Raw genomic sequence first — 20,496 nt, 5'->3', positions numbered from 1 at the left:
GTTTAACGTAAAAAACCGCCCACTTGCGTAAACGGTTTAAAACAACAAAACAAAATATTTAAAGTAACCAACAGCTTTCTAGGCCTCAGCTATAATTTCATAGAAATCTTTAATGGATTGAAATTGGGGATGCAATGAAACAACCTCTCCAAATACCAATAAGGCAGGTGCAGTTATTTTTTTATCTTCTACCAATTCGGCAATGGTATCTACAATTCCAACCACTACTTTTTCTTGTTTGGATGAACCATTTTCAATTACCGCCACAGGCAAGAGATTTTTATTTTCAGCCTGAAAAATAGCGGCAATTTCGCTAATTTTTTCTATTCCATTTAATACCACAATGGTTGCTTTGGTTTTAGCGGCAATATATAGGTCTTCGGAAACTTCTCCTTTACCATTTGTACCTGTGACTGCCCAAAAACTCTGACTTAAATCCTTATGTATCATCGGAATTTTCTGCAAACTAGGCGCCCCAGTTGCACTTGATATACCAGGGATAATTTCAGTATGGATACTATAAGACTCAGCAGCATCTACCTCCTCATATCCTCTAGCAAAGAAAAACGGGTCGCCGCTCTTCAACCGAACTACATGACCATAATTTAAAGCATAATCTATCATAAGTTTATTTACAGCATCTTGCGAGAAATCTTCATCGTCTGAGCGCTTGCCTACGTATACCTTCGGAATGTCATTGGGTGCATGACACAATAAAGCCTCATTCACATTTGCATCATATAAAACCACGTCTGCCGTTTTTAGCGCCTTAACACCTTTTAAACTGAACAAATCAGGATCGCCAGGACCTGCGCCTATTAGCGTAATCTTTGGTTCAATGTTCGTTTTATCAACTTTACTTAAAATCATAACAAGAAATATAGCTTTGTTCTACTGATATTTATTGTTCAAATATACAAAGTCTATAGAAATTGTAGTAATTTATTTTATTTTTTTTACCTTCATTCATTGATGTCTTGAAAAAGAAACTTGGATTTTGTTCCTACACCAATTTACAGTTACTACGTCATGCTTATTTGCAAGGAACCTCAGCAAAGGTAAATTTGCCCACTTCGTAATTAATCGGTTTGCCTTTAACGAAATAAGATCGGCCAAGTGTTGTTTCAATTTGGCCCACACCCATAATTAGTTTTCCATCTTTTTTCAAAAAAGCAAGTGGATTTGTAAAAACCCTGCTTGTATCACCGCCGGTATTAAACCGATAGTCAACCATAAGGGTATCACCCTTAAATTTTCCTTCAATCTTTCCGTTATTTTCGGGCTTATCAGCATACTTCACTAACAGCGATCCTAAAATTTTCCCAGATGCCATCGTTTTGATAATCATGGCAGCACTGTCCTTTTCGAAAGCGGATGCGTAGCAGGTTTGATTAATAAGAGAATCTACTGGAACTACTTCAGCTTTTTTATCAGCAGAATTACAAGCATATGTAAACGGAAGCACGCCAAAAAGCAAGTGAATAATCTTTGTTTTCATCTAGTTTTATTTTTAAGCTTAATATATTTTAAATATACCAATACGATGAAAGGTTTTAAAAATTTCCATAAGAACCATTTAAACGATCCATTTTCAAATAGAGTTGATCAATTATAGTTTAATAATACGCCTTAAAATTCCGGCAGTCTTTCCACTAACTTTGTAGCAGCCTAATAGGTAATAACCTACTAAACAGAAAACGGAGCGATCGCGAACGATGCTCCGTTGAAACTGCTTTCATCCTAAACTTAGGATTTTCATTATGATATTTGGTTGTGGTTCTCTTTAATACAGGTTAATGCGATTTATTGGACTACGGTTCTAAACATCAATGCGCCAACCGTTAGGTTGGTACGGCTATCGATTAAGATTGCAGAACCATTAGCTCTGTTGTCATCGTATAAATCAAAGGCCAGGGCATCTGCCGTTTTTAGAATTACACGGCCGATATCATTTAACTTAAACTCGTCGGCGCTATGCTTCTCCAAGGTGTTGATATCCACTTTGTGCAAAATTTCGCTCACCTTACATTTGGTAACCTTGCTGTTATGTTGTATTAGGTACATAATGGAAGGATCTAAAGCACGACCATCCATCCAACATAAATCTGCTTCAATTAATTTCGATTCTTGAGGCAAAGCTGACGCATTTACAATGGTATCTCCCCTACTAATATCCACATCATCTTTTAAGTGAATGGTGACCGACTGACCTGCATGTGCACTTTCTTGTGACGTTTCGAAAAATTCGATTTTCTCGATTGTTGAGCTCGCTCCCGATGGCAAAATCGCAACCTTATCGTTCACGTTGAATGTTCCACTTAGCACCCGACCGGCATAGCCACGATAGTCATGCAATGCATCGGTTTGAGGACGAATCACCCACTGAACCGGCATCCTGGCCAGCTGCGATCGATCTAGATGGTCAGTATCAACTTTTTCTAAAAAGTGCAGTAGACTCTCTCCAGCATACCAATCCATACGTTCAGAATTTTGAACAATATTGTCGCCCTTTAATGCGCTAACCGGAATATAGGTAACATCATTAAGCTTCAGCTGCTGCGCCAGAGTTTTATATTTTTCGATGATAGAATTGTATACCGTCTCGCTGTAATCTACCATATCCATCTTGTTGATGCAAACCACCACGTGCTTTATGCCAAGTAGTGAAACCAGGTAAGAATGGCGAATGGTCTGTTCTACTACGCCGTTGCGGGCATCAATTAAGATAATGGCTAAATTCGCAGTAGACGCACCAGTTACCATGTTTCTGGTATACTGTATATGGCCAGGGGTATCGGCAATGATAAATTTGCGCTTTGCGGTTTGAAAGTATTTATAAGCTACGTCGATGGTGATCCCTTGCTCCCGTTCGGCTCTTAAACCATCAGTTAAAATCGCCAGATCAATGGTACCATCGTCATTCTTTCGGTTTGATGTTTGCAAGGCCTCTAATTGATCCGCCAGGATAGAATCTGTATCATAAAGCAAGCGGCCAATCAAGGTACTTTTACCATCATCTACACTGCCTGCGGTAAAGAATTTTAGTATGTTCATTTTATTTAGAATGTGAAGTTAGACTTGAGACATGAGATTGCATCATTCGATAACTTCAATAATAATTACTTTATTTGATTTGGATGATGCAAGGTTCTAAAATCTCACATCTAAATACTCAAATCTTTTTTAAAAATATCCCCCTTTTTTCCTATCTTCCATAGCCGCTTCAGAAACCTTATCGTCCATACGTGCACCACGTTCAGAAATTTTTGATGAACTGATCTCTGAAATGATGTCATCGATCAGCGTTGCTTCAGATTCTACCGCAGCCGTGCAAGACATATCGCCGACAGTGCGGAAACGAACTTGTTTGCGAAACACTACATCTTCATCATCCATATTTAAAAAAGGAGATGCAGCCATCAATTGCCCATTTCTGGTAATCACATCCCTTTCATGAGAAAAATAAATACTTGGTAGTTCGATATTTTCCCTACGAATATAATTCCACACATCAAGCTCTGTCCAATTGCTAATAGGGAAAATCCTTACATTTTCACCCTTATGGATTTTGCCATTATAGATATTCCAAAGTTCTGGGCGCTGGCGTTTTGGATCCCACTGTCCAAACTCATCCCGAACGGAAAAAATACGCTCCTTTGCACGTGCTTTTTCTTCATCTCTTCTAGCACCACCAATACAGGCATCAAACTCATACTGGGCAATGGTATCTAGAAGCGTAACGGTTTGTAATGCATTTCTACTAGCATTTTTACCGGTCTGCTCTACTACCTTGCCTAGGTCAATAGATTCTTGAACAGAGCCAATTATAAGCCTTTCGCCAATTCTTTCTACCATTTTATCACGGTAATCAATCGTTTCCTGAAAATTGTGGCCTGTATCTATATGCACTAGTGGAAATGGGAATTTACCCGGACGAAACGCCTTTTCGGCCAAGCGAACTAGAGTAATGGAATCTTTTCCACCAGAAAAAAGCAGGGCGGGCTTTTCAAATTGTCCTGCAACCTCACGTAAAATGTGAATAGCCTCGGCCTCTAGTTCATCTAAATAATCAAAATTGTATTCACTCATTTGTAAATGTTGTAATGTTTTAAAATGGAAATGTGTTAAGGTTAAAAGCCACGCTTCCTATTCTTATTTGAAAAGCACTGACATCAGCTTTTCCGTTACTTCTGTCCCGCTATCCGTTACAAGTTTTGGTCTTCGACAAGCTCAGCCTTCAAAACTTTCCACTGCTATCGGGTTTATTTTACTTATTGTAGTGGTAAACTATTCCTTGCTTGCCACAATCTTTTCTTCTGTATGATGCAAGCCACATTCCTTTTTGCTTTGGTCTTCCCACCACCATCTTCCAGCTCTAAAATCTTCGCCAGGTTGAACGGCTCGGGTACACGGTGCGCAACCTATACTCGGGAAACCTTTATCGTGTAAAGTATTATAAACAATATTATTGTCTCTAATAAAATCTTTCACCTGATCCAATGACCAATCAAAAATAGGATGAAATTTAATGAGCTGGTTACCTTCATCCCATTCTAAGTCATGCATGTCTTCTCTATTTGCACTTTGCTCGGCCCTAATTCCAGTTATCCAAATTTGATTACCCTGAAGCGCCCGTTTTAATGGCTCAATCTTGCGGATATAACAACATTCCTTTCTATTCTCAACAGATTCGTAAAAGCTGTTTGGACCTTTTTTATCTACCATTTCCTCTAAAAGCTCATGTTTGGGATAGTAAGCAGCAATTGGCTTATCATATACCTCCAACGTCCGATTCCAAACATAGTATGTTTCAGGAAATAATCGACCAGTTTCGAGGGTAAATACTTTTATTGGAATATTATTAGAAAAAATAAGATGCGTTATTGCCTGATCTTCCCAACCAAAACTGGTAGAGAAGATAGTCTTTCCAGCATAAGCAGCTGCCAAATACTTTAGTTTTGCAATTGTATCTAAGCCCCGCAACCGGTTGTTCAACTCCGTTAAATCCATTGTTAAAATTTTAAAATAAACATTACTACACTCCGCAAACTTACAGCCATTACAATAACGCCTACTGCAACCATAATCGTTTTTGCAGAAATTTTGTTTGACACTTTAGCGGCAATAGGTGCAGCAATAGCACTGCCAATAATTAAACCCAAAACGGCTTCCCAGTGTTTACCACCTAACATGGTAAAAAAAGTTAAAGAACTGAGCGTTGCAATAAAAAACCTGCTGATTTTTACAGTGCCTAACGAAAATAATGGATGCCTGCCTCCAGCAATTAAGCTAGAAAGCACTATTGAACCCCAACCGCCACCAAATGCAGCATCGATAAAACCACCAACAAATCCTAATGCGCCAATTCTCTTAATTTTTTCGCTGGCCTTTTTTCGTTTCACATTAAAGGCTTTAGTTAAAATTACACCACCTAAAAATAAAGTATATAAGGCAACTATTGGTTTTACATATGCACTGTAGTGCTCCAACGAAGATAGAATATAAGCACCTAAAACAGCGCCGATAATGGCCGGAATAATTAATATTTTAAACAACTTCCAATTTACATTACCCATTCTATAATGCATCCACCCAGCAATTCCGTTACTCATCACTTCAGAAATGTGGATAGCCATACTGGCTGATGCAGGCGGTAAACCCATAGCCAGTGAAAATGAGGCAGTTGTAACACCATAAGACATCCCAATTGCACCATCAATTAATGCGAAGGCAAAACCAGCACCCAAAAACCAGTAAAAAAATGGATCTATGTTTATTAAAAAAGCCTTAAATTCTGGCTCTCTGTTCCACAAAGAAAATCCAATTGCACCAATAAGTAGTACCGCAGCAAGCCAAATTAACCACTTAATGTGCCGTTCGGCGAAACTTTTCTTTGGGTTAATTAAGCTTTGCGTTACTTTGTTTAGCTTTTTAACTTTCGAAGAAAAATCGCCATTCAAAGTGAGCCTTAGCGCACTCATGTTCTGCAACGTTTCGTCTAACTCTTTCGGGATCCCTTCATTTAAAATCTCTTTTAAACGCTTGGCTATTGTTGGCGATTTACCATTGGTAGAAATCGCAATTTTTAAATCACCCTTTTTAACAATGGAGCCCAGGTAAAAATCACATAAATCAGGTTTATCTGCCACGTTAATGAGCAAACCTTTTTCATGAGTAACCTTTCTAATTTCTTCGTTTAAAATGTTATTGTTTGTAGCTGCAAAAACAATGTCTACCCCTTCCAGATCCGCAATATCGAAGCTCTTCTGAACGATTTTGATACGCGGATACCCTGCAACCAGATCAATAATTGCTGGCGAAACAGTTTCTGCTACAATTTTAATTTCAGCCTCGTGGCTATTATTAATGATAGCAGTAAGTTTCTCCAAACCAATATTTCCCGCACCGATTAATAGTGTACGCAGCTCATTCAGCTTTATAAAAACTGGAAAAAGCTGATTCCCATTCTCGCTTTCTACGAGAGGCTGAACACCATCAATTTGATTAGGCAATGGTTGCATATTGTTTAACAAGGTTTTTAAAGGATGGATGCAAAGAAACCACCTCGCCGAAAATGAGTAGTGCAGGAGCTTTAATTTGTTCTTGCGCTACTAACCTTTCAATAGTAGCAACTTTACCAACGACTAATTTTTCATCTGCCGAAGAACCATTCTGGATCACTGCTGCCGGCAACTGATGTCTTCCGGCTGCTTTAAAAATTTCGACTATTTTATCTAGCTTCTTCAAACCCATTAAAATTAAAACTGTGGCATTCGAAGTGGCAGCCTGATAAATATCTTCAGAAACAGCACCTGAAGTTGTTGTTCCGGTAATTACCCAAAAACTCTCGCTTAAGCCGCGATGAGTAACAGGAATTTGCTGCAAACCCGGTACACCGATAGCACTAGATATCCCTGGAATAACCTCTACAGGGATGCTATAATTGGCAGCGTAATCCAATTCTTCATATCCTCGGCCAAAGACAAAAGGATCTCCACCTTTTAAACGAACAACATGCCCATAGTTTAAGGCGTAATCAATCATAAGTTTGTTAATGGTTTCCTGCGGATAAGAATGTTCGCCCGATCGCTTGCCTACGTACACTTTAATGGCATCTGCAGGCGCATGCGAAAGCAAAGCTTCGTTTGTAAGTGCGTCATAGAGAACTACATCGGCAACCTGCAAAGCCTTAACACCTTTCAAGGTTAATAAATCCGGATCGCCAGGACCAGCACCAAGGAGTGTTATTCTAGATTCTTTATGTTGATTAATCATTGTCTTCTTTATATTGATTTCGGATGAGGAAATACAACACAACTAATTGTGTGCATTCAGTATCTCAACCCCTCGTTATCTCTCAATTTAATTCCGTTCCCTTTTCAATTTAACCTGCTTTAAAAAAGCCTCCGCCTCGCTAAAATAAGCGTTCGCAAATGCTGCAGTAGGCTCATTTTTATTGATTTGCAAAACCAGATCAGAAAAATTTGTAGATAAATTAAATTCACCGGTTTCTACGTAGTGGTTGTCAAACTCCCTGATCACGCCAACTTGTGTACTGCTATTCACCCCCTTATCAAGCAACAATGATTTCGCTGCACTCACAAAGGTGCTATAGGTATGGTAAATTGCATCAGCAAAAGCACCTTTCTCTAAATTTTGCTTTGCCCAACCAAATTTCTCATCCGCCTCTAGTAGTAATGTAGCAACCAAGTCAATTACCACACCAGCACATTCGCCTACACCAATTGCGGTAGCAAACTGCTCTACATGGCCCCAGTCTACAAATTCTTCATCCTTTAGATTTGTTAAATCAGCAAGAGGCTTTAAGAGTTGATAAAAGTGATCTTTACCTTTCCTGTCGTAATATTGATGGAAGGTCTCGTTTTCGGCGCTATCTCCTTGAAAGTCGTTTAAGATAACATGCAAAACACCGGTGGCTCGTTTAGATGGAACTTTAATTACACGCTCTGCAACCCTTCCAACACCATTTCCAACGGTACCACCCCCAAGCATCACTTGCACTGCAGGTACCACCTTACCATCTGCTTTTACCGAACTGCCGTGAAAACCAATCTCTGCTAAACCATGCTGTCCGCAGGAATTCATGCATCCACTAATTTTGATATTGATGTTCTTCTCGTATATAAACTCCGGAAAATCATTGTAAATCACATCTTCAAGCACTTCGGCTAGGGTCATTGAATTTGATATTCCCAAATTGCATGTATCTGTACCTGGGCAGGTAGTAATATCTGCCAAGCTATCAAAACCAGCAGTAGTAAAGCCAATTTTATTGAGGCTATTGTAAAGCGACGGTAAGGCTTCCTGCCTTACAAATTTCAACAGCAATCCCTGATTTTGGGTAACCCTGATTTCGTCTGCTACGTAAGGTCTTATCGCATCAACAAACGCTCTTGCCTTATCCGTCTTAATATCTCCAACCTGTACCTTCACATATACGGCAAAAAATCCTTCCTGTTTTTGAGCGACTACATTCGTGGCCATCCAATGCTTATAGTGTGTTTCATTCAACACTTCTACAGGGCCATATTCTTTTTGCTCAGGAGCAACAGGCTGCGAAACTGCTGTTCTGTCGATGTTAAAAGTTTTTACCTTATTTGCAATCCGCTCCTCGGCAACCAAGCGTAAAACTTCTTCTAGGCCTAGTTTTTGAACGAGATATTTTAACCTTGCCTTATTCCTGTTGTTTCTCTCTCCATAACGATCAAAAACGCGTAAAACCGATTCGGTAAATGGAATGAGTTGATCTTCTGGCAAAAACTCCTGTATAGCATTGGCTAGGAAAGGCTGCGCACCCAATCCCCCAGCAAACATAACCTTGAAACCTCGGTCGCCATTTTCATTTATCTTGGGAATAAAACCTAAATCGTGAATATAGCTAAACGCGGTATCCTGATCACTCGAAGAAAAAGAAATTTTAATTTTTCTTCCCATCTCCTGGCAGATAGGGTTTCGTAGAAAATATTTGAAAACCGCATGTGCATATGGAGATACATCAAAGGGTTCATCTTTATCTATACCCGAATTTGGCGAAGCGGTGACATTACGTACTGTATTTCCACAAGCTTCGCGAAGTGTGATATCATCTTGCTCCAATTTGGCCCAGAGTTCTGGAGTTTTATCCAAACTCACGTAATGAAGCTGAATATCCTGACGTGTAGTTAAATGAAGGTTACCACTTCCATATTCATCTGCAATATCAGCAATCCGAAGAAGCTGCTTAAAGGTTACTTTTCCAAAAGGCAATTTAATCCTAATCATCTGCACACCGGGCTGCCTTTGGCCGTAAACGCCACGGGCCAAACGCAAGCTCCTAAACTTTTCATCATGGATAGTTCCATCGCGAAAAGCTTTAATCTTATTCTCCAGGTCGATTATATCTTGTTCTACTATTGGATTTTCTAGTTCTGTTCTAAAACTTTGCATATGCTTTTAGCTTATTTTACAAATGAGCTCTAAGGAGGAACATCTGCTTAACAAAAATTAATACCCTCATTTACATATACTTAAAAATAATGAAGCAATATGAGGATGGTCTGATTAGTTTTAAAAAAACTAATAAATCGCCCAAATATATAAAGTATATAGGAATAGTAGTAATTTTTAACAAAAAATTTTGTCTTGAGTGACAGTTGATATCAAATAAAATGAAGAAAGGAAAAACCTCGAAAAGATATCAACAAATATGCACCAGCGATGCGCGAAACAGTTTAGCTAAAGCGCTTTAGTACGAATAAGAATTTTGAGCCGGATGAATTGCTGTAAGAAACTATAAAAGCTTGTCAATGCCCACTTTAAGGGTGTCTTCTCTGGCGATGACATCTGCAATGCTTGTTTCGCTCAAGACTTTGAGCGTCGCATCCCTTACATCAATAAAAGCGCTTCTGATCCCACAGGTTTTTTCATCGACACATTCATCACACTTATGATAGAAATTTAGACTGGCACAAGGCACCATTGCAATTGGCCCATCAGTTACACGCATTACCTGAACGAGTAAAATTTCTTCTGGTTTTTTATTAAGACTATAACCTCCACCCGCACCTTTTTTACTGTATAAAAAGCCTGCATTTCTTAAATCTAAAAGAATCTGCTCTAAGAATTTCTTGGGTATATGCTCTTCCTCTGCAATCTTAGAGATTTGGATTGGCGGTTTCTCTACGTTTTTACCAAGCGCAACCAGTGCTTTGATGGCATATTTAGTTTTCTTAGATAGCATATTTCTACAAAGCTACTAAAAGAATGTAATATAAAAAATACGGTAAAAACCCATACCCTACCCGCAAAACATCTGTTTATATTTGCTAATTTTATCGTTAAAGCTCTGTCAAATGGTAAAAAAAATTCCTTTTTTAAGAATCAGTACAAGGAAGATAAGTGTGGAATCTAAGCTCTTTGCTGTTTTATGCATGTGCTTAATTATCATCTCACTCATCAGTATTATCTGTAATATATTTATCGGTCTTACCTGGGTAAACAATTTATCAATAATTTTTTTTATGGCGGTGCATGCCACATTTTATTGTCTAGCATTGCAAGATAAAGTTAGAGAAAGCGGAAGATTCGGCTATTTCGTATTTAATTGTGTAACGATGATTCCGGCGTGGTTTTTAAATGGCGGCTCGGAAGGTTCAACGCCAATTTTTCTAATCTTTTATATCAGTGTTGCCATTCTTTCGCTCTCCAAACGCTATAGGATTGTTTTTATCGTGCTTTTTCTAACCACGGTAACGGGCTGCATTACCGTAGAAAATTTTTTTCCAAATGCTGTCGTAGATTATCCATCACAATCTGCCCGCCACTTCGATCTCATACTGGCGTTTTTAAATGTTGCATTCATGATGATTTTGCTATTAATTGTTTCAAGAAGGATTTCTGACTATGAGCAATTTTTACTTTTAAAAAGTAAGGAGAGGCTAGAAACATCTCAACAAGGATTAATCATCGCAAAAGAAGCAGCTGAAGCAGCAACCATTGCAAAATCTACCTTTTTAACTAATGTAAGTCATGAAATCAGAACGCCATTGAACGGAATTACGGGAGCTTCTGAATTACTTAAGCTGACCCGTTTAGATACCGAGCAAACCGAGCTATTGAATACCCTACAAGCAAGTAACAGTATCATGATTGATATTGTGAATGATTTGCTTGATCTATCTCGAATCGAAGCTAATAAAATGGAAATCCACAATCATCCTTTTAATATTAGGGATTCTATTACCGCTGCGGAAAATATAGTTAAGCCTATTTTTACTACCAAAAATATTCAGTTAAACATCGAGGTAAGTGAAGATGTTCCGGAAATCATTATCACTGATGAAATTAGATATAAGCAAATCATCATAAACATTTTGAGTAATGCCATTAAATTTACCGATCGCGGCTGTGTAACGCTCTCGGTAAAATACTTGATAATTGACGGCAAAACCAATCTTGTGAGTGCCATTAAAGATACTGGGATCGGAATTGCCAATGATGATATGGAAAAACTTTTCCAGCCTTTTTCGCAGATAAACCCTTCTGCTACGCGAAAAGTGGGCGGTGTAGGTTTAGGTTTGGTTATCTGCAGAAAACTTGCTGAAATGATGAATGGGAACATCTCTGCGGTAAGCGAATACCATAGTGGCACCGAATTTACTTTTAATGTTCCGGTAGAGCCATACTTTTCGAATGTGATAGATAAAGAAAAAAGTTTTGTCCATCCGCAGACAGCCTTACCTGTGGCTGGAATGAATATTTTAGTTGCTGAAGATAATGTGTTCAATCAAATCATCACCTCCAAGATGTTGCAAAAATCCGGATATAAGAATACGATAGCAAATGATGGTATTGAAGCTTTCCAGAAAGCCAAGGAACAACATTTCAATATTATTCTAATGGATATGCAAATGCCTCAAATGGATGGCGTAACTGCTACAAAAGAAATTTTGTCTCTGTATACCGAAACGGATGTCATGCCCCCCATTATTATTGGTTGCAGCGCAAATGCGATGCAGAATGACAAAGATGAATGTCTGAAAGCTGGGATGAAAGATTTCCTGGCAAAACCCTTTACGCTTGATGATTTGCGTACCGTAATGATCAAATGGACAAAAAGTGCATCTTTCTCTTAATCAACTTTTGGTAAAAATTTAGGCATTTGTAAGCAAAGCTAACATACTGTTCTTTTATAGGTTACTTTTGCTGCTAACGGGTTAGTGATTTCAAATGAAAAGAAAACTAAATTTATTGCCATTCCTCTTTGTAACTTTAATATTTTTTGCTTTAAATGCTTACGTAATTTCTGGGCTCCAACTGGTTGCACCTGTTCATGGTTTCGTTAAGGCATTTTGGCTCGGTATTAACTTGCTCACCGGCGCTTTAATTTATGCCATATTCGGCACAAAATCAAGAACCAATCTTTTTTTTGTAATTGTAGCTCACGCTTTCTTAATTGTATTGGTTGGCGAAATTGTTTTTGCTTCTTTCTTACTCATAGGCGATGTGTACCGAATGCTCATCTCACTTATTACAATTTTTGGCGCTACAGGATATGAACTACCGGCACGGAGTTTCTATTGGGTAAATTTCGCATTTATAATGTTTTGCCTCACTTTAGCCGTATTTATTTTCGGAATCATCAAAGGTAAATATGCATACCGTACAATAAAACATACCTTGTACTTTGATGATCTACCAACCAATTTTGATGGTTTCACGCTAACCCAGATCTCTGATGTGCATGCAGGTAGTTTTACTAAACCTAAGTTAGTACAAAAAGGTATTGACCTGATTAATGAGCAAAAAAGCGATTTGTTTGTTTTTACCGGTGACCTCGTTAACAACGAAGCGAAGGAGATTGTTCCGTATATCAATCACTTCTCGCAGATTAATGCCAGGTTTGGTAAGTATTCAATACTGGGAAATCATGATTATGGCGACTATATCAAATGGCCGAGTGATGGGGCAAAAATTGAAAATTTGAACAAACTCAAAGCATATCATCATCAGCTAGGATTTAGGTTGCTACTAGATGAACATGTAGAAATAGAGAAAGATGGACAAAAAATTATTCTAGCCGGAATTGAAAATTGGGGCCTCGGTTTTGGTGAACGTGGCGATCTCGCGAAAGCTTTGAGTGGGACTGCTATAGACGATTTTAAAATTTTATTGTCGCATGATCCATCTCATTGGGAAGCACAAGTAAAAAATCACCCAAATAAGGTACATCTCTCATTGGCAGGTCATACCCATGGCATGCAGTTTGGAATTGAAGCTTTTGGTATTAAATGGAGTCCGGTAAAGTATAGATACAAGCACTGGGCGGGTATAAAAATGGAAAATGGCAGATACCTTAACGTAAACAGGGGATTTGGATTCATAGGTTTTTCTGGGAGGATTGGGATTTGGCCAGAGATTACTGTGATCGAACTAAAAAAAAGCATTAAACCTTAGTTTTTCAAATACTCGTCGGTTGATATTGAAAAATTAACTGTGATCAAACATAAAAAATGCTAAACAGATTTAAATTTATTGCATTGGTGGTGCATTCGTCTTGCCTTACAACTATTCGCAGCAAAATGCACACATTTTCTACGATAAGAGTGCTATTTAATCTCAAATATTTAGTTTAAATTCTTTGGAAATTTTGAGTTTTGGAAAGCAATGATGATAGTGATATATTCGTTTAAGGAGCGTTAATTTAGAATCGGGGAAAAGCCGCAAGGTTATTCCCCGTTCTTCAATTAAAGAGGCAACAAACCAATCTCCACTAACCCTACCCTGCATCCGCAGAAATTGAACAACCTTAATAACTATCGCAGGCGCTCTATATAACAATTGCAAAATTCACAACAACCAAATGTCGTAATTCTAAGCAAGTACGCTTTATACTGATGAATTTTCTTCGATGCAGTTTCCGCATCTGGAATGGCTTTACCGCATGTAGTTCACAAAAAATAGAATCTAGATCTGCTTATTATACAGCTGTTCATAATTGTGCGCATTATACAGGTAAAGCACCTCAATTTATACACTTATCAAATTAGAAAACTATTTCTTAATTAAAGAAATGATTTTCTTTACGCCCATAATAAGTCCTACCATGATTAAACCAGCAACTAAACCCAATCCGAATTCCTTAATTGTTGACGGTACGCTCGGAAAGAGATGATGAACGTATTCAATATTATGCGAGAATATGCCGCCAGAAACCAATATTAAAGCTACAGTACCTGCTATACTAAGAATCTTGATAATTACAGGAAGCGATTTAATTAACAGGTGGCCTATCTTAGCAAAAAAACCTTTATCTTTTGTACCTTTTATCAGTTTATATCCAGCATCATCCATCCTAACAATTAGTGCTACAATTCCATAGACGCCTATGGTGGCTAGAATGGCAACTATCGAAACTGTGAAAATTTGTAATGCTAATGTTTCGTCCAATACCGTTCCCAAAGCGATTATTACAATTTCTACAGAAAGAATAAAATCTGTAGTGATTGCTGATTTTATCTTTGCTTTTTCCGCATCTTCATCGCTTTGCACAACTGCCTGACCAGTGGTTTCGTGTGCCGGATGGGGGAAAAAATATTCTACAATCTTCTCTACTCCTTCATAGGCCAAATAGAGCCCGCCCAAAATTAGCACGAATTTTATAGCAACGGGAAAGAAAGCATTCAATAGAAGGGCAATCGGAACTATAATAATCTTATTGATTAAAGAGCCTTTTGTAATGGCCCACAATACCGGTAGCTCTCTCGAAGAAAGGAAGCCAGTCGCTTTTTCTGCATTAACAGCTAAATCATCACCTAAAATACCAGCAGTTTTCTTTGTGGCCAACTTAGCGGTAACAGCCACATCATCCATTAAGGCACCTATATCATCTAAAATCGCAAAAAAACCTGAAGCCATATATTCTTATTAAAAGGAATGCAAAATATAAATTCAAATTCAAAGATCAGCTAAAAATTTAAACAACTGCATATGTGAATTTAGTGGATTCAGACAGGTTTTATCTAGTTCACACAACATCAGGCTTTAAAATATTCTATAAAAGAGTGTTATAAATCGATTTAGGAAAACCCGAACCTTTAGTTTTTGCGTTTATTATCTAAACGAAGGGTAAAACCTCAACAGAAGAAGCTGAAAATCTATAACAGAGTAGGCAACATTTAAAACTTGAAATTATGAAAATGCAAGAATTGAATTTAAACGAAATGAAAGAAATTAACGGTGGTGGAATTTTTGGTAACAATGATTCTGCAAGCTCTGGTGGTTTGGGCGGTGCGCTGAATATTGGCAATCTGTTATCATTCTCTAATTCTTCACAGGATGGAGATGAGTCCAGCAGTACCTCGTTCTCATTAGGAAATAACATTGGTGGCAGCTTAGCTGGTATCTTTGATAGCCTAAGATCATAATTGCCTAGCAATTAAGTTCAAAAAAAATAGCACCCCAACCAGGGTGCTATTTTTTTTTGTATTCCTTTCAAGTTAGGCTTTATAGCTGGGTGAGGATGTTACTAATCGATGCTCTTTTCTTATAATTAGGATCAAAGTAAACAAATTTAATTTTTCCCGATCTATCAATAATATAGGTAGCAGGCACTGGAAGTGTATGTCTGGTGTTCCCATTATTCATTTCCAGATCTACGCCGAAGCCTTTATATTTAGCAAATGTAGCGTCATCCATCATAAAATTTACGCCATAGGCCTTCATAATCTCATCATCCTTATCTTGGATGATGGAAAAACCTGCTTTTGTTTTTTTAATAGTCTTAGCAATATTATCGGCAGTTTCTGGTGTAACACCAATTACATAGGCATTTTTAGCTGTTAGTAATTGTAACGAATCTTGCAACTCCTTTATCTGCTTATTACAATAAGGACACCATTGTCCACGGTAAAAAAATAACACAACAGATTGGTGCTTTTTAAGGATGTTTTGTAAGTCGATCTTGTTACCATTTTGATCTACGCCCATGAATGTTGGTGCCTTTGCTCCGGCAGCAAGGCCTTTCTGAGCGCTAACATTTAATCCTAAGATGCTTGTTAATACCAGGATAATTAAAATTTGCTTCATTGCTTTTTAAATTTTTAAAGTTAATTTGTTGTACTAAGGTGATTTAAGACGCCAGAACTGGCACGTTTTTCATTTAGTCGGGCAAAGTATAAAATCCTTACATCTTTTTTTAAATTAATATTCAAGCGCTATATAAAGTAGCGTATTTTTCTATTGTGCGCTATTCAGTTCATTAGGTGGCTGTTTTATCACACATCATATAATCTAATTTCGAAGTTTAGCTATGAAATGGCCTTATCAGTTATATTGGCTTCAAGAAATAGACTTTGGTATTCATTTTGATAAGAAATTAGAAATACTAAAACAAACTTCTATGACTCAATCTGAATTTAGCCAGCAAGCATCAGCTCTTACTCCATTACTTCGCCAATTTGCTATGCGATATACCAATGACAACGAGGATGCTAATGATTTGATTCAGGATACGATGATGAAGGCAATCAAGTATTACGCACAATTCGAACCTGGCAGTAATCTTAAAGCATGGCTTTTCACTATTCTCAAAAACACTTTCATTAATAATTATAGAAAGAAAACTAAAGCAAATGCGCTCATTACCCAGAATGATGAAATAAGTTCTGTAGATTTAAGTTACAGTGCTAGCCGCAATGAGGCTGAAGGAACGTTCATCATGAAGGATATCAGGAAAGCGATAGACACTTTGCCAGAAAGTTACGCTAAACCCTTTATCAGTTTTTTCGAAGGATATAAATACCACGAGATTGCGGAAGAACTTAATATCCCCATCGGCACTGTAAAAACGCGTATTCACGTTGCTAGAACCCTGCTTAAAGACTATCTTAAAAGCTACGCTAAATATAATTACAAAACCGGCGTAGCATAAAATCATATTTTAAGAACCTACACGCCTAACTTATTTACACATGCAACAGGTTCTTTTTTATCTGGGTATTTTCCTTATTGCTACTACTCTAATTCCGTTTATCAGGCACGATTTCTGGATTTTCAGGGTATTCGAATATCCACGGTTACAAAAGCTTTTCTTAAACCTAACTCTCGGTATTGCAATAGCTTTTTTTTATTTTCCGGCTACCCTTCCAGATCAGATTTTATTTGCAGCGTTGTTAATTAATTTGATCTACCTATCCTATTTAATATTTCCATATACCATCTTTAGCAGGAAACAAATTGTAACCAGTAATAATTTACAGGGAGACAATAACCTGAAATTGTTAATCGCCAATGTTTATCAGGAGAATAGGCGCTACAAAGATTACCTAAAAGTTATAGCAGAATGTAAACCTGATGTTATTTTACTTGTAGAGACCGACAATTGGTGGCAAAAAAAAATCGACATTATTGGCACTGATTATCCTCATCAATTAAAGGCACCGCTAGACAATACCTATGGCATGTTGCTCTATAGCAGGCTAAAGCTCGATGGCGAAATAAAGTTTTTAGTCGAAAAGGATATTCCATCTATTGAAGCAGAAGTAACATTACCATCTGGCACGCTAGTAAAAATTTTCTGCCTCCACCCACAACCACCTGTACCTCAAGAAAACCCCAGATCTACTGAAAGAGACAAAGAGATTTTAATGATTGGAGAGAAGGCCAAAGAGAGTAAAATACCGGTTATTGTAATGGGCGACTTAAATGATGTGGCCTGGAGTTACACCACCGATTTGTTTGGAAAAATAAGCGGATTGCTGGACCCACGCCGTGGAAGAGGGTTTTTTAACAGCTTTAATGCCAAATATTTTTTCCTACGCTTTCCGCTTGATCATATTTTTTGTTCCAGAGATTTTGCACTTAGTTCCATCAAAAGGTTAAATAGCTGTGGTTCAGATCACTTTCCTATGTGTGTAGATTTGGTTTATGCTCCGCAAATAAAAAATCAAAACGAGGTATTACAACCTACCGAAGCGGAAAAAGAACTGGCTGAAGAAAAGATAAATGCTTAAGAGATTGTTGTCCTACAATAGGTTGTTCTGTCTGTATTATTTGTTCATAATACATAACGCAAGGAGTTAATGGCTCTAGCGTTAGCGGATTGATGGCGTGCCGAATGGGGAAACAGCAAAACTTCTCACACTTGCTCCATTAGAAAAATAAATTATCAGTATTTTCGCCTACCAAACACAATATGCTAAAACTTATTTTCAACACCTATAAAGCCGCTTTTAGCGGTTTAAGCAAAGAAACCTGGCTCTTAAGTTTGGTAATGATGTTTAATAGGTTTGGAAGTATGGCGGTCCCCTTTATGGGATTATACGTTACCCAAAGCCTGCATAGGTCAGACATCGAAGCAGGATTCATCATAGCCCTGTTCGGCGTCGGATCTATTTTCGGATCGGCGACAGGTGGCCAATTGACGGATATTATCGGGTTCAGACCTGTTCAAATCCTATCTTCAATAATCGGCGGCTTATTTTTTATTTTATTTTCCACCATCACGCATTTTCCAACGCTGTGTATATTGGCCGTAGTAATCAGTTTCTTCTCAGAGGCATTTCGCCCAGCAAATTTTACTGCGGTAGCACATTATGCCAAAGAAGGTACACTAACCCGTTCCTATTCATTAAATAGATTAGCGGTTAACATCGGGTGGTCTGCCGGCATTAGCGTAGCAGGTATAATTGCCTCGATTAATTACCCGCTGCTATTTATCGTAGAAGGCTCTGTAAGTATTTTGGTAGGCATGGCTATTCTATTGCTCCTTCCGCAAGTGAAAAATTTCGGTAGAAATGACATTCAACTCAAACGCACCATGGTGGTCTCAAAACCCTGGCAAGATGCTTTCTACATGAAATTTATTCTTTTAACCACCCTTTTCATCACTTGTGCGTTTTTAATGTTTAGAGTAGTACCTGTATTTTTCAAAAAAGAGTGGCATATAAATGAATATGCCATAGGGTTAATTATTGGTATTAATGGCGCCATTATCGCACTGTTTGAAATGATTTTGGTAAATAAGTTAGAACACCGGAAATCGCCAATGTTTTACATCATTGTTGGCTCAGCCTTTTTCGCTGTTTCTTACCTATTGCTAAGTGCTCCATTTTCATTTCACATCATTATGGCGGTTTTCACAATCGTTATCTTCACCATTGGGGAAATGTTTGTGCTTCCCTTCATCAATACAATCGTAATAAGTAGAAGTAACGAGCACAATAGAGGTTTGTATGCGGCAGGCTATACCATAAGCTGGAGCTGCGCACAATTAATTGGGCCATTAGCTGGTTTTTTTATTGCCGAACAGGTTGGTTACAATTGGCTTTGGTTTGGTTTAGCCTGTATGTTGCTCCTTTGTGCGTATGGTTTCAGCGTTCTTAACAAAGAAGAGCTAAGTCCCTAAAGCTAAATATTTCAGTTTTTGGCCACTTGCCAAAAACTGAAACAAAAATTTATTTTACTTTCTGGGCTTTAACACCTTCATTGGTAATTTTAACTGGCAGAATCATGCCATCAGCATCGAACTTCATCTCATCAATACAGGTAACACGGTGATTACCATCTGTTTCTGTTAAAGGCCTGCGGTGGTATACAATATAGTAAGCACCTTTCTTTTCATTAATAATAACCGAGTGATGACCAGCGCCAGTAGCAATCTTCGGATCTTGTTTCAAGATTTTCCCAACCCTTTTGAACGGACCAAAAGGCGAATCGCCAACAGCATAAGCTACCGAATAATCAGGTCCGGTCCAGCCACCTTCGCTCCACATAAAATAGTATTTACCGTCTCTAATAAACATATAAGGCCCTTCCACATAATTATCAGGGGTAATCTCTTTAAAAATCGTTCCGTCTTCAAATGGTACAAAGCCGCTAAAATCTTGGTTTAGTTTTGCAATATTACAATGCTTCCAGCCACCATAAATAAGGTAATACTGCCCGTCTTTATCTTTAAAAACAAATTGATCTATGGGTTGTGCACCATTATGAAATTTATCAACCAGTGGCTTCCCTAAATAATCTTTATATGGGCCTTCGGGTTTATCGGCTACTGCAACCCCAATGCCGCCAACTTCTTTGTCGCTTTGAATGTCATTAGCACCGAAAAACAAGTAATACTTCTTATCTTTTTGTACAATTGCCGGTGCCCACATGGCCTTATTTGCCCATTTTACTGCTGCAGTATCCAAAATATGGTCATGTTTCTTCCATTTCACCAAATCATCAGAAGAAAATGCATCTAAAAAAACCTGTTCGCGATACTTAGCAGAATAAGTTGGATAAACCCAATATTTATTGTTAAAAATAGCAGCATCAGGATCTGCATACCAACCCTGAAAGATCGGATTTCCAGATTCCTTAATCGTTTTAGTAGTTTGGCCAAAAGAACTAATTCCGGCCAAAAGCATAAGAGAAGATAATACATATTTCATGCCCCCAATTTATAAAAAATTATGATGCATTAGCCAGGCTGGGCGATTTTATTTTTTGGAA

At 38.0% G+C, this 20,496-nt stretch carries 18 protein-coding genes; 6 read left to right on the top strand and 12 right to left on the bottom strand.

Annotated features, from left to right (window positions below; all coding sequences use genetic code 11):
• Positions 1-78: 78 nt before the first annotated feature.
• The 9 genes from cobA (OQ268_RS09615) to OQ268_RS09575 all read right to left on the bottom strand — a co-directional run bounded on the left by cobA (OQ268_RS09615) (position 79) and on the right by OQ268_RS09575 (position 10,240).
• Positions 79-870: a uroporphyrinogen-III C-methyltransferase gene (gene cobA, locus OQ268_RS09615; RefSeq protein ID WP_265855905.1), complete on the bottom strand. Its 792-nt coding sequence runs from the start codon at positions 868-870 to the stop codon at positions 79-81.
• Between the two features lie 163 nt (positions 871-1,033).
• On the bottom strand, positions 1,034-1,498 hold the full coding sequence (locus OQ268_RS09610; RefSeq protein WP_265855904.1) for a hypothetical protein: 465 nt from the start codon (positions 1,496-1,498) through the stop codon (positions 1,034-1,036).
• Between the two features lie 305 nt (positions 1,499-1,803).
• Positions 1,804-3,054 (bottom strand): sulfate adenylyltransferase subunit 1, encoded by a 1,251-nt coding sequence (locus OQ268_RS09605; protein ID WP_265855903.1) that lies wholly within the window; start codon positions 3,052-3,054, stop codon positions 1,804-1,806.
• A gap of 129 nt (positions 3,055-3,183) precedes the next feature.
• Entirely contained in the window at positions 3,184-4,089 is a 906-nt protein-coding gene (gene cysD / locus OQ268_RS09600) for a sulfate adenylyltransferase subunit CysD (RefSeq protein ID WP_265855902.1), read from the bottom strand.
• Positions 4,090-4,287: 198 nt separating this feature from the next.
• Positions 4,288-5,010 carry a phosphoadenylyl-sulfate reductase gene (locus OQ268_RS09595; RefSeq protein WP_265855901.1) on the bottom strand — a complete coding sequence of 241 codons (723 nt, stop codon included), beginning with the start codon at positions 5,008-5,010 and terminating at the stop codon, positions 4,288-4,290.
• 2 nt (positions 5,011-5,012) lie between these two features.
• Positions 5,013-6,521, bottom strand: coding sequence for a TSUP family transporter (locus tag OQ268_RS09590; RefSeq protein ID WP_265855900.1), 1,509 nt, complete (start codon positions 6,519-6,521; stop codon positions 5,013-5,015).
• Complete coding sequence (gene cobA / locus OQ268_RS09585; protein WP_265855899.1) at positions 6,505-7,275, bottom strand: uroporphyrinogen-III C-methyltransferase; 771 nt, start codon at positions 7,273-7,275, stop codon at positions 6,505-6,507. Before cobA (OQ268_RS09585) ends, OQ268_RS09590 begins: the two co-directional genes overlap by 17 nt.
• 87 nt (positions 7,276-7,362) lie before the next feature.
• The gene (locus OQ268_RS09580; protein ID WP_265855898.1) at positions 7,363-9,447 is read right to left on the bottom strand and encodes a nitrite reductase; all 2,085 of its coding nucleotides are present in this window, start codon (positions 9,445-9,447) and stop codon (positions 7,363-7,365) included.
• Between the two features lie 343 nt (positions 9,448-9,790).
• Positions 9,791-10,240 (bottom strand): RrF2 family transcriptional regulator, encoded by a 450-nt coding sequence (locus tag OQ268_RS09575; RefSeq protein WP_265855897.1) that lies wholly within the window; start codon positions 10,238-10,240, stop codon positions 9,791-9,793.
• Between the two features lie 112 nt (positions 10,241-10,352).
• On the opposite strand from OQ268_RS09575, the gene OQ268_RS09570 reads away from it, so the two are divergent.
• Both OQ268_RS09570 and OQ268_RS09565 read left to right on the top strand, forming a co-directional pair.
• Positions 10,353-12,134 (top strand): ATP-binding protein, encoded by a 1,782-nt coding sequence (locus tag OQ268_RS09570; protein ID WP_265855896.1) that lies wholly within the window; start codon positions 10,353-10,355, stop codon positions 12,132-12,134.
• A gap of 94 nt (positions 12,135-12,228) precedes the next feature.
• On the top strand, positions 12,229-13,455 hold the full coding sequence (locus OQ268_RS09565; RefSeq protein ID WP_265855895.1) for a metallophosphoesterase: 1,227 nt from the start codon (positions 12,229-12,231) through the stop codon (positions 13,453-13,455).
• A 597-nt stretch (positions 13,456-14,052) separates the two neighbouring features.
• Here OQ268_RS09565 and OQ268_RS09560 read toward each other — a convergent pair.
• Positions 14,053-14,916, bottom strand: a complete 864-nt coding sequence (locus tag OQ268_RS09560; RefSeq protein WP_265855894.1) for a DUF808 domain-containing protein — start codon at positions 14,914-14,916, stop codon at positions 14,053-14,055.
• A gap of 275 nt (positions 14,917-15,191) precedes the next feature.
• Between OQ268_RS09560 and OQ268_RS09555 the strand changes: the two genes are divergently transcribed.
• On the top strand, positions 15,192-15,425 hold the full coding sequence (locus tag OQ268_RS09555) for a hypothetical protein (RefSeq protein ID WP_265855893.1): 234 nt from the start codon (positions 15,192-15,194) through the stop codon (positions 15,423-15,425).
• A gap of 79 nt (positions 15,426-15,504) precedes the next feature.
• On the opposite strand, the gene OQ268_RS09550 is transcribed toward OQ268_RS09555, so the two are convergent.
• On the bottom strand, positions 15,505-16,086 hold the full coding sequence (locus OQ268_RS09550) for a peroxiredoxin-like family protein (protein WP_265855892.1): 582 nt from the start codon (positions 16,084-16,086) through the stop codon (positions 15,505-15,507).
• A gap of 313 nt (positions 16,087-16,399) precedes the next feature.
• Between OQ268_RS09550 and OQ268_RS09545 the strand changes: the two genes are divergently transcribed.
• The 3 genes from OQ268_RS09545 (at position 16,400) to OQ268_RS09535 (ending at position 19,405) form a co-directional block, all read left to right on the top strand.
• Complete coding sequence (locus tag OQ268_RS09545; protein WP_265855891.1) at positions 16,400-16,930, top strand: RNA polymerase sigma factor; 531 nt, start codon at positions 16,400-16,402, stop codon at positions 16,928-16,930.
• 40 nt (positions 16,931-16,970) lie between these two features.
• Entirely contained in the window at positions 16,971-18,011 is a 1,041-nt protein-coding gene (locus OQ268_RS09540; RefSeq protein WP_265855890.1) for an endonuclease/exonuclease/phosphatase family protein, read from the top strand.
• 182 nt (positions 18,012-18,193) lie between these two features.
• Positions 18,194-19,405 carry an MFS transporter gene (locus tag OQ268_RS09535; protein ID WP_265855889.1) on the top strand — a complete coding sequence of 404 codons (1,212 nt, stop codon included), beginning with the start codon at positions 18,194-18,196 and terminating at the stop codon, positions 19,403-19,405.
• 49 nt (positions 19,406-19,454) lie between these two features.
• Here the strand turns inward: OQ268_RS09535 and OQ268_RS09530 are convergent, their stop codons facing one another.
• Complete coding sequence (locus tag OQ268_RS09530) at positions 19,455-20,435, bottom strand: glycoside hydrolase family 43 protein (protein WP_265855888.1); 981 nt, start codon at positions 20,433-20,435, stop codon at positions 19,455-19,457.
• Between the last annotated feature and the right edge of the window lie 61 nt (positions 20,436-20,496).

This window comes from Pedobacter sandarakinus, assembly GCF_026240095.1.
Classification (GTDB): domain Bacteria; phylum Bacteroidota; class Bacteroidia; order Sphingobacteriales; family Sphingobacteriaceae; genus Pedobacter; species Pedobacter sandarakinus.
This window is presented reverse-complemented; position numbering and strand designations above follow the sequence as displayed.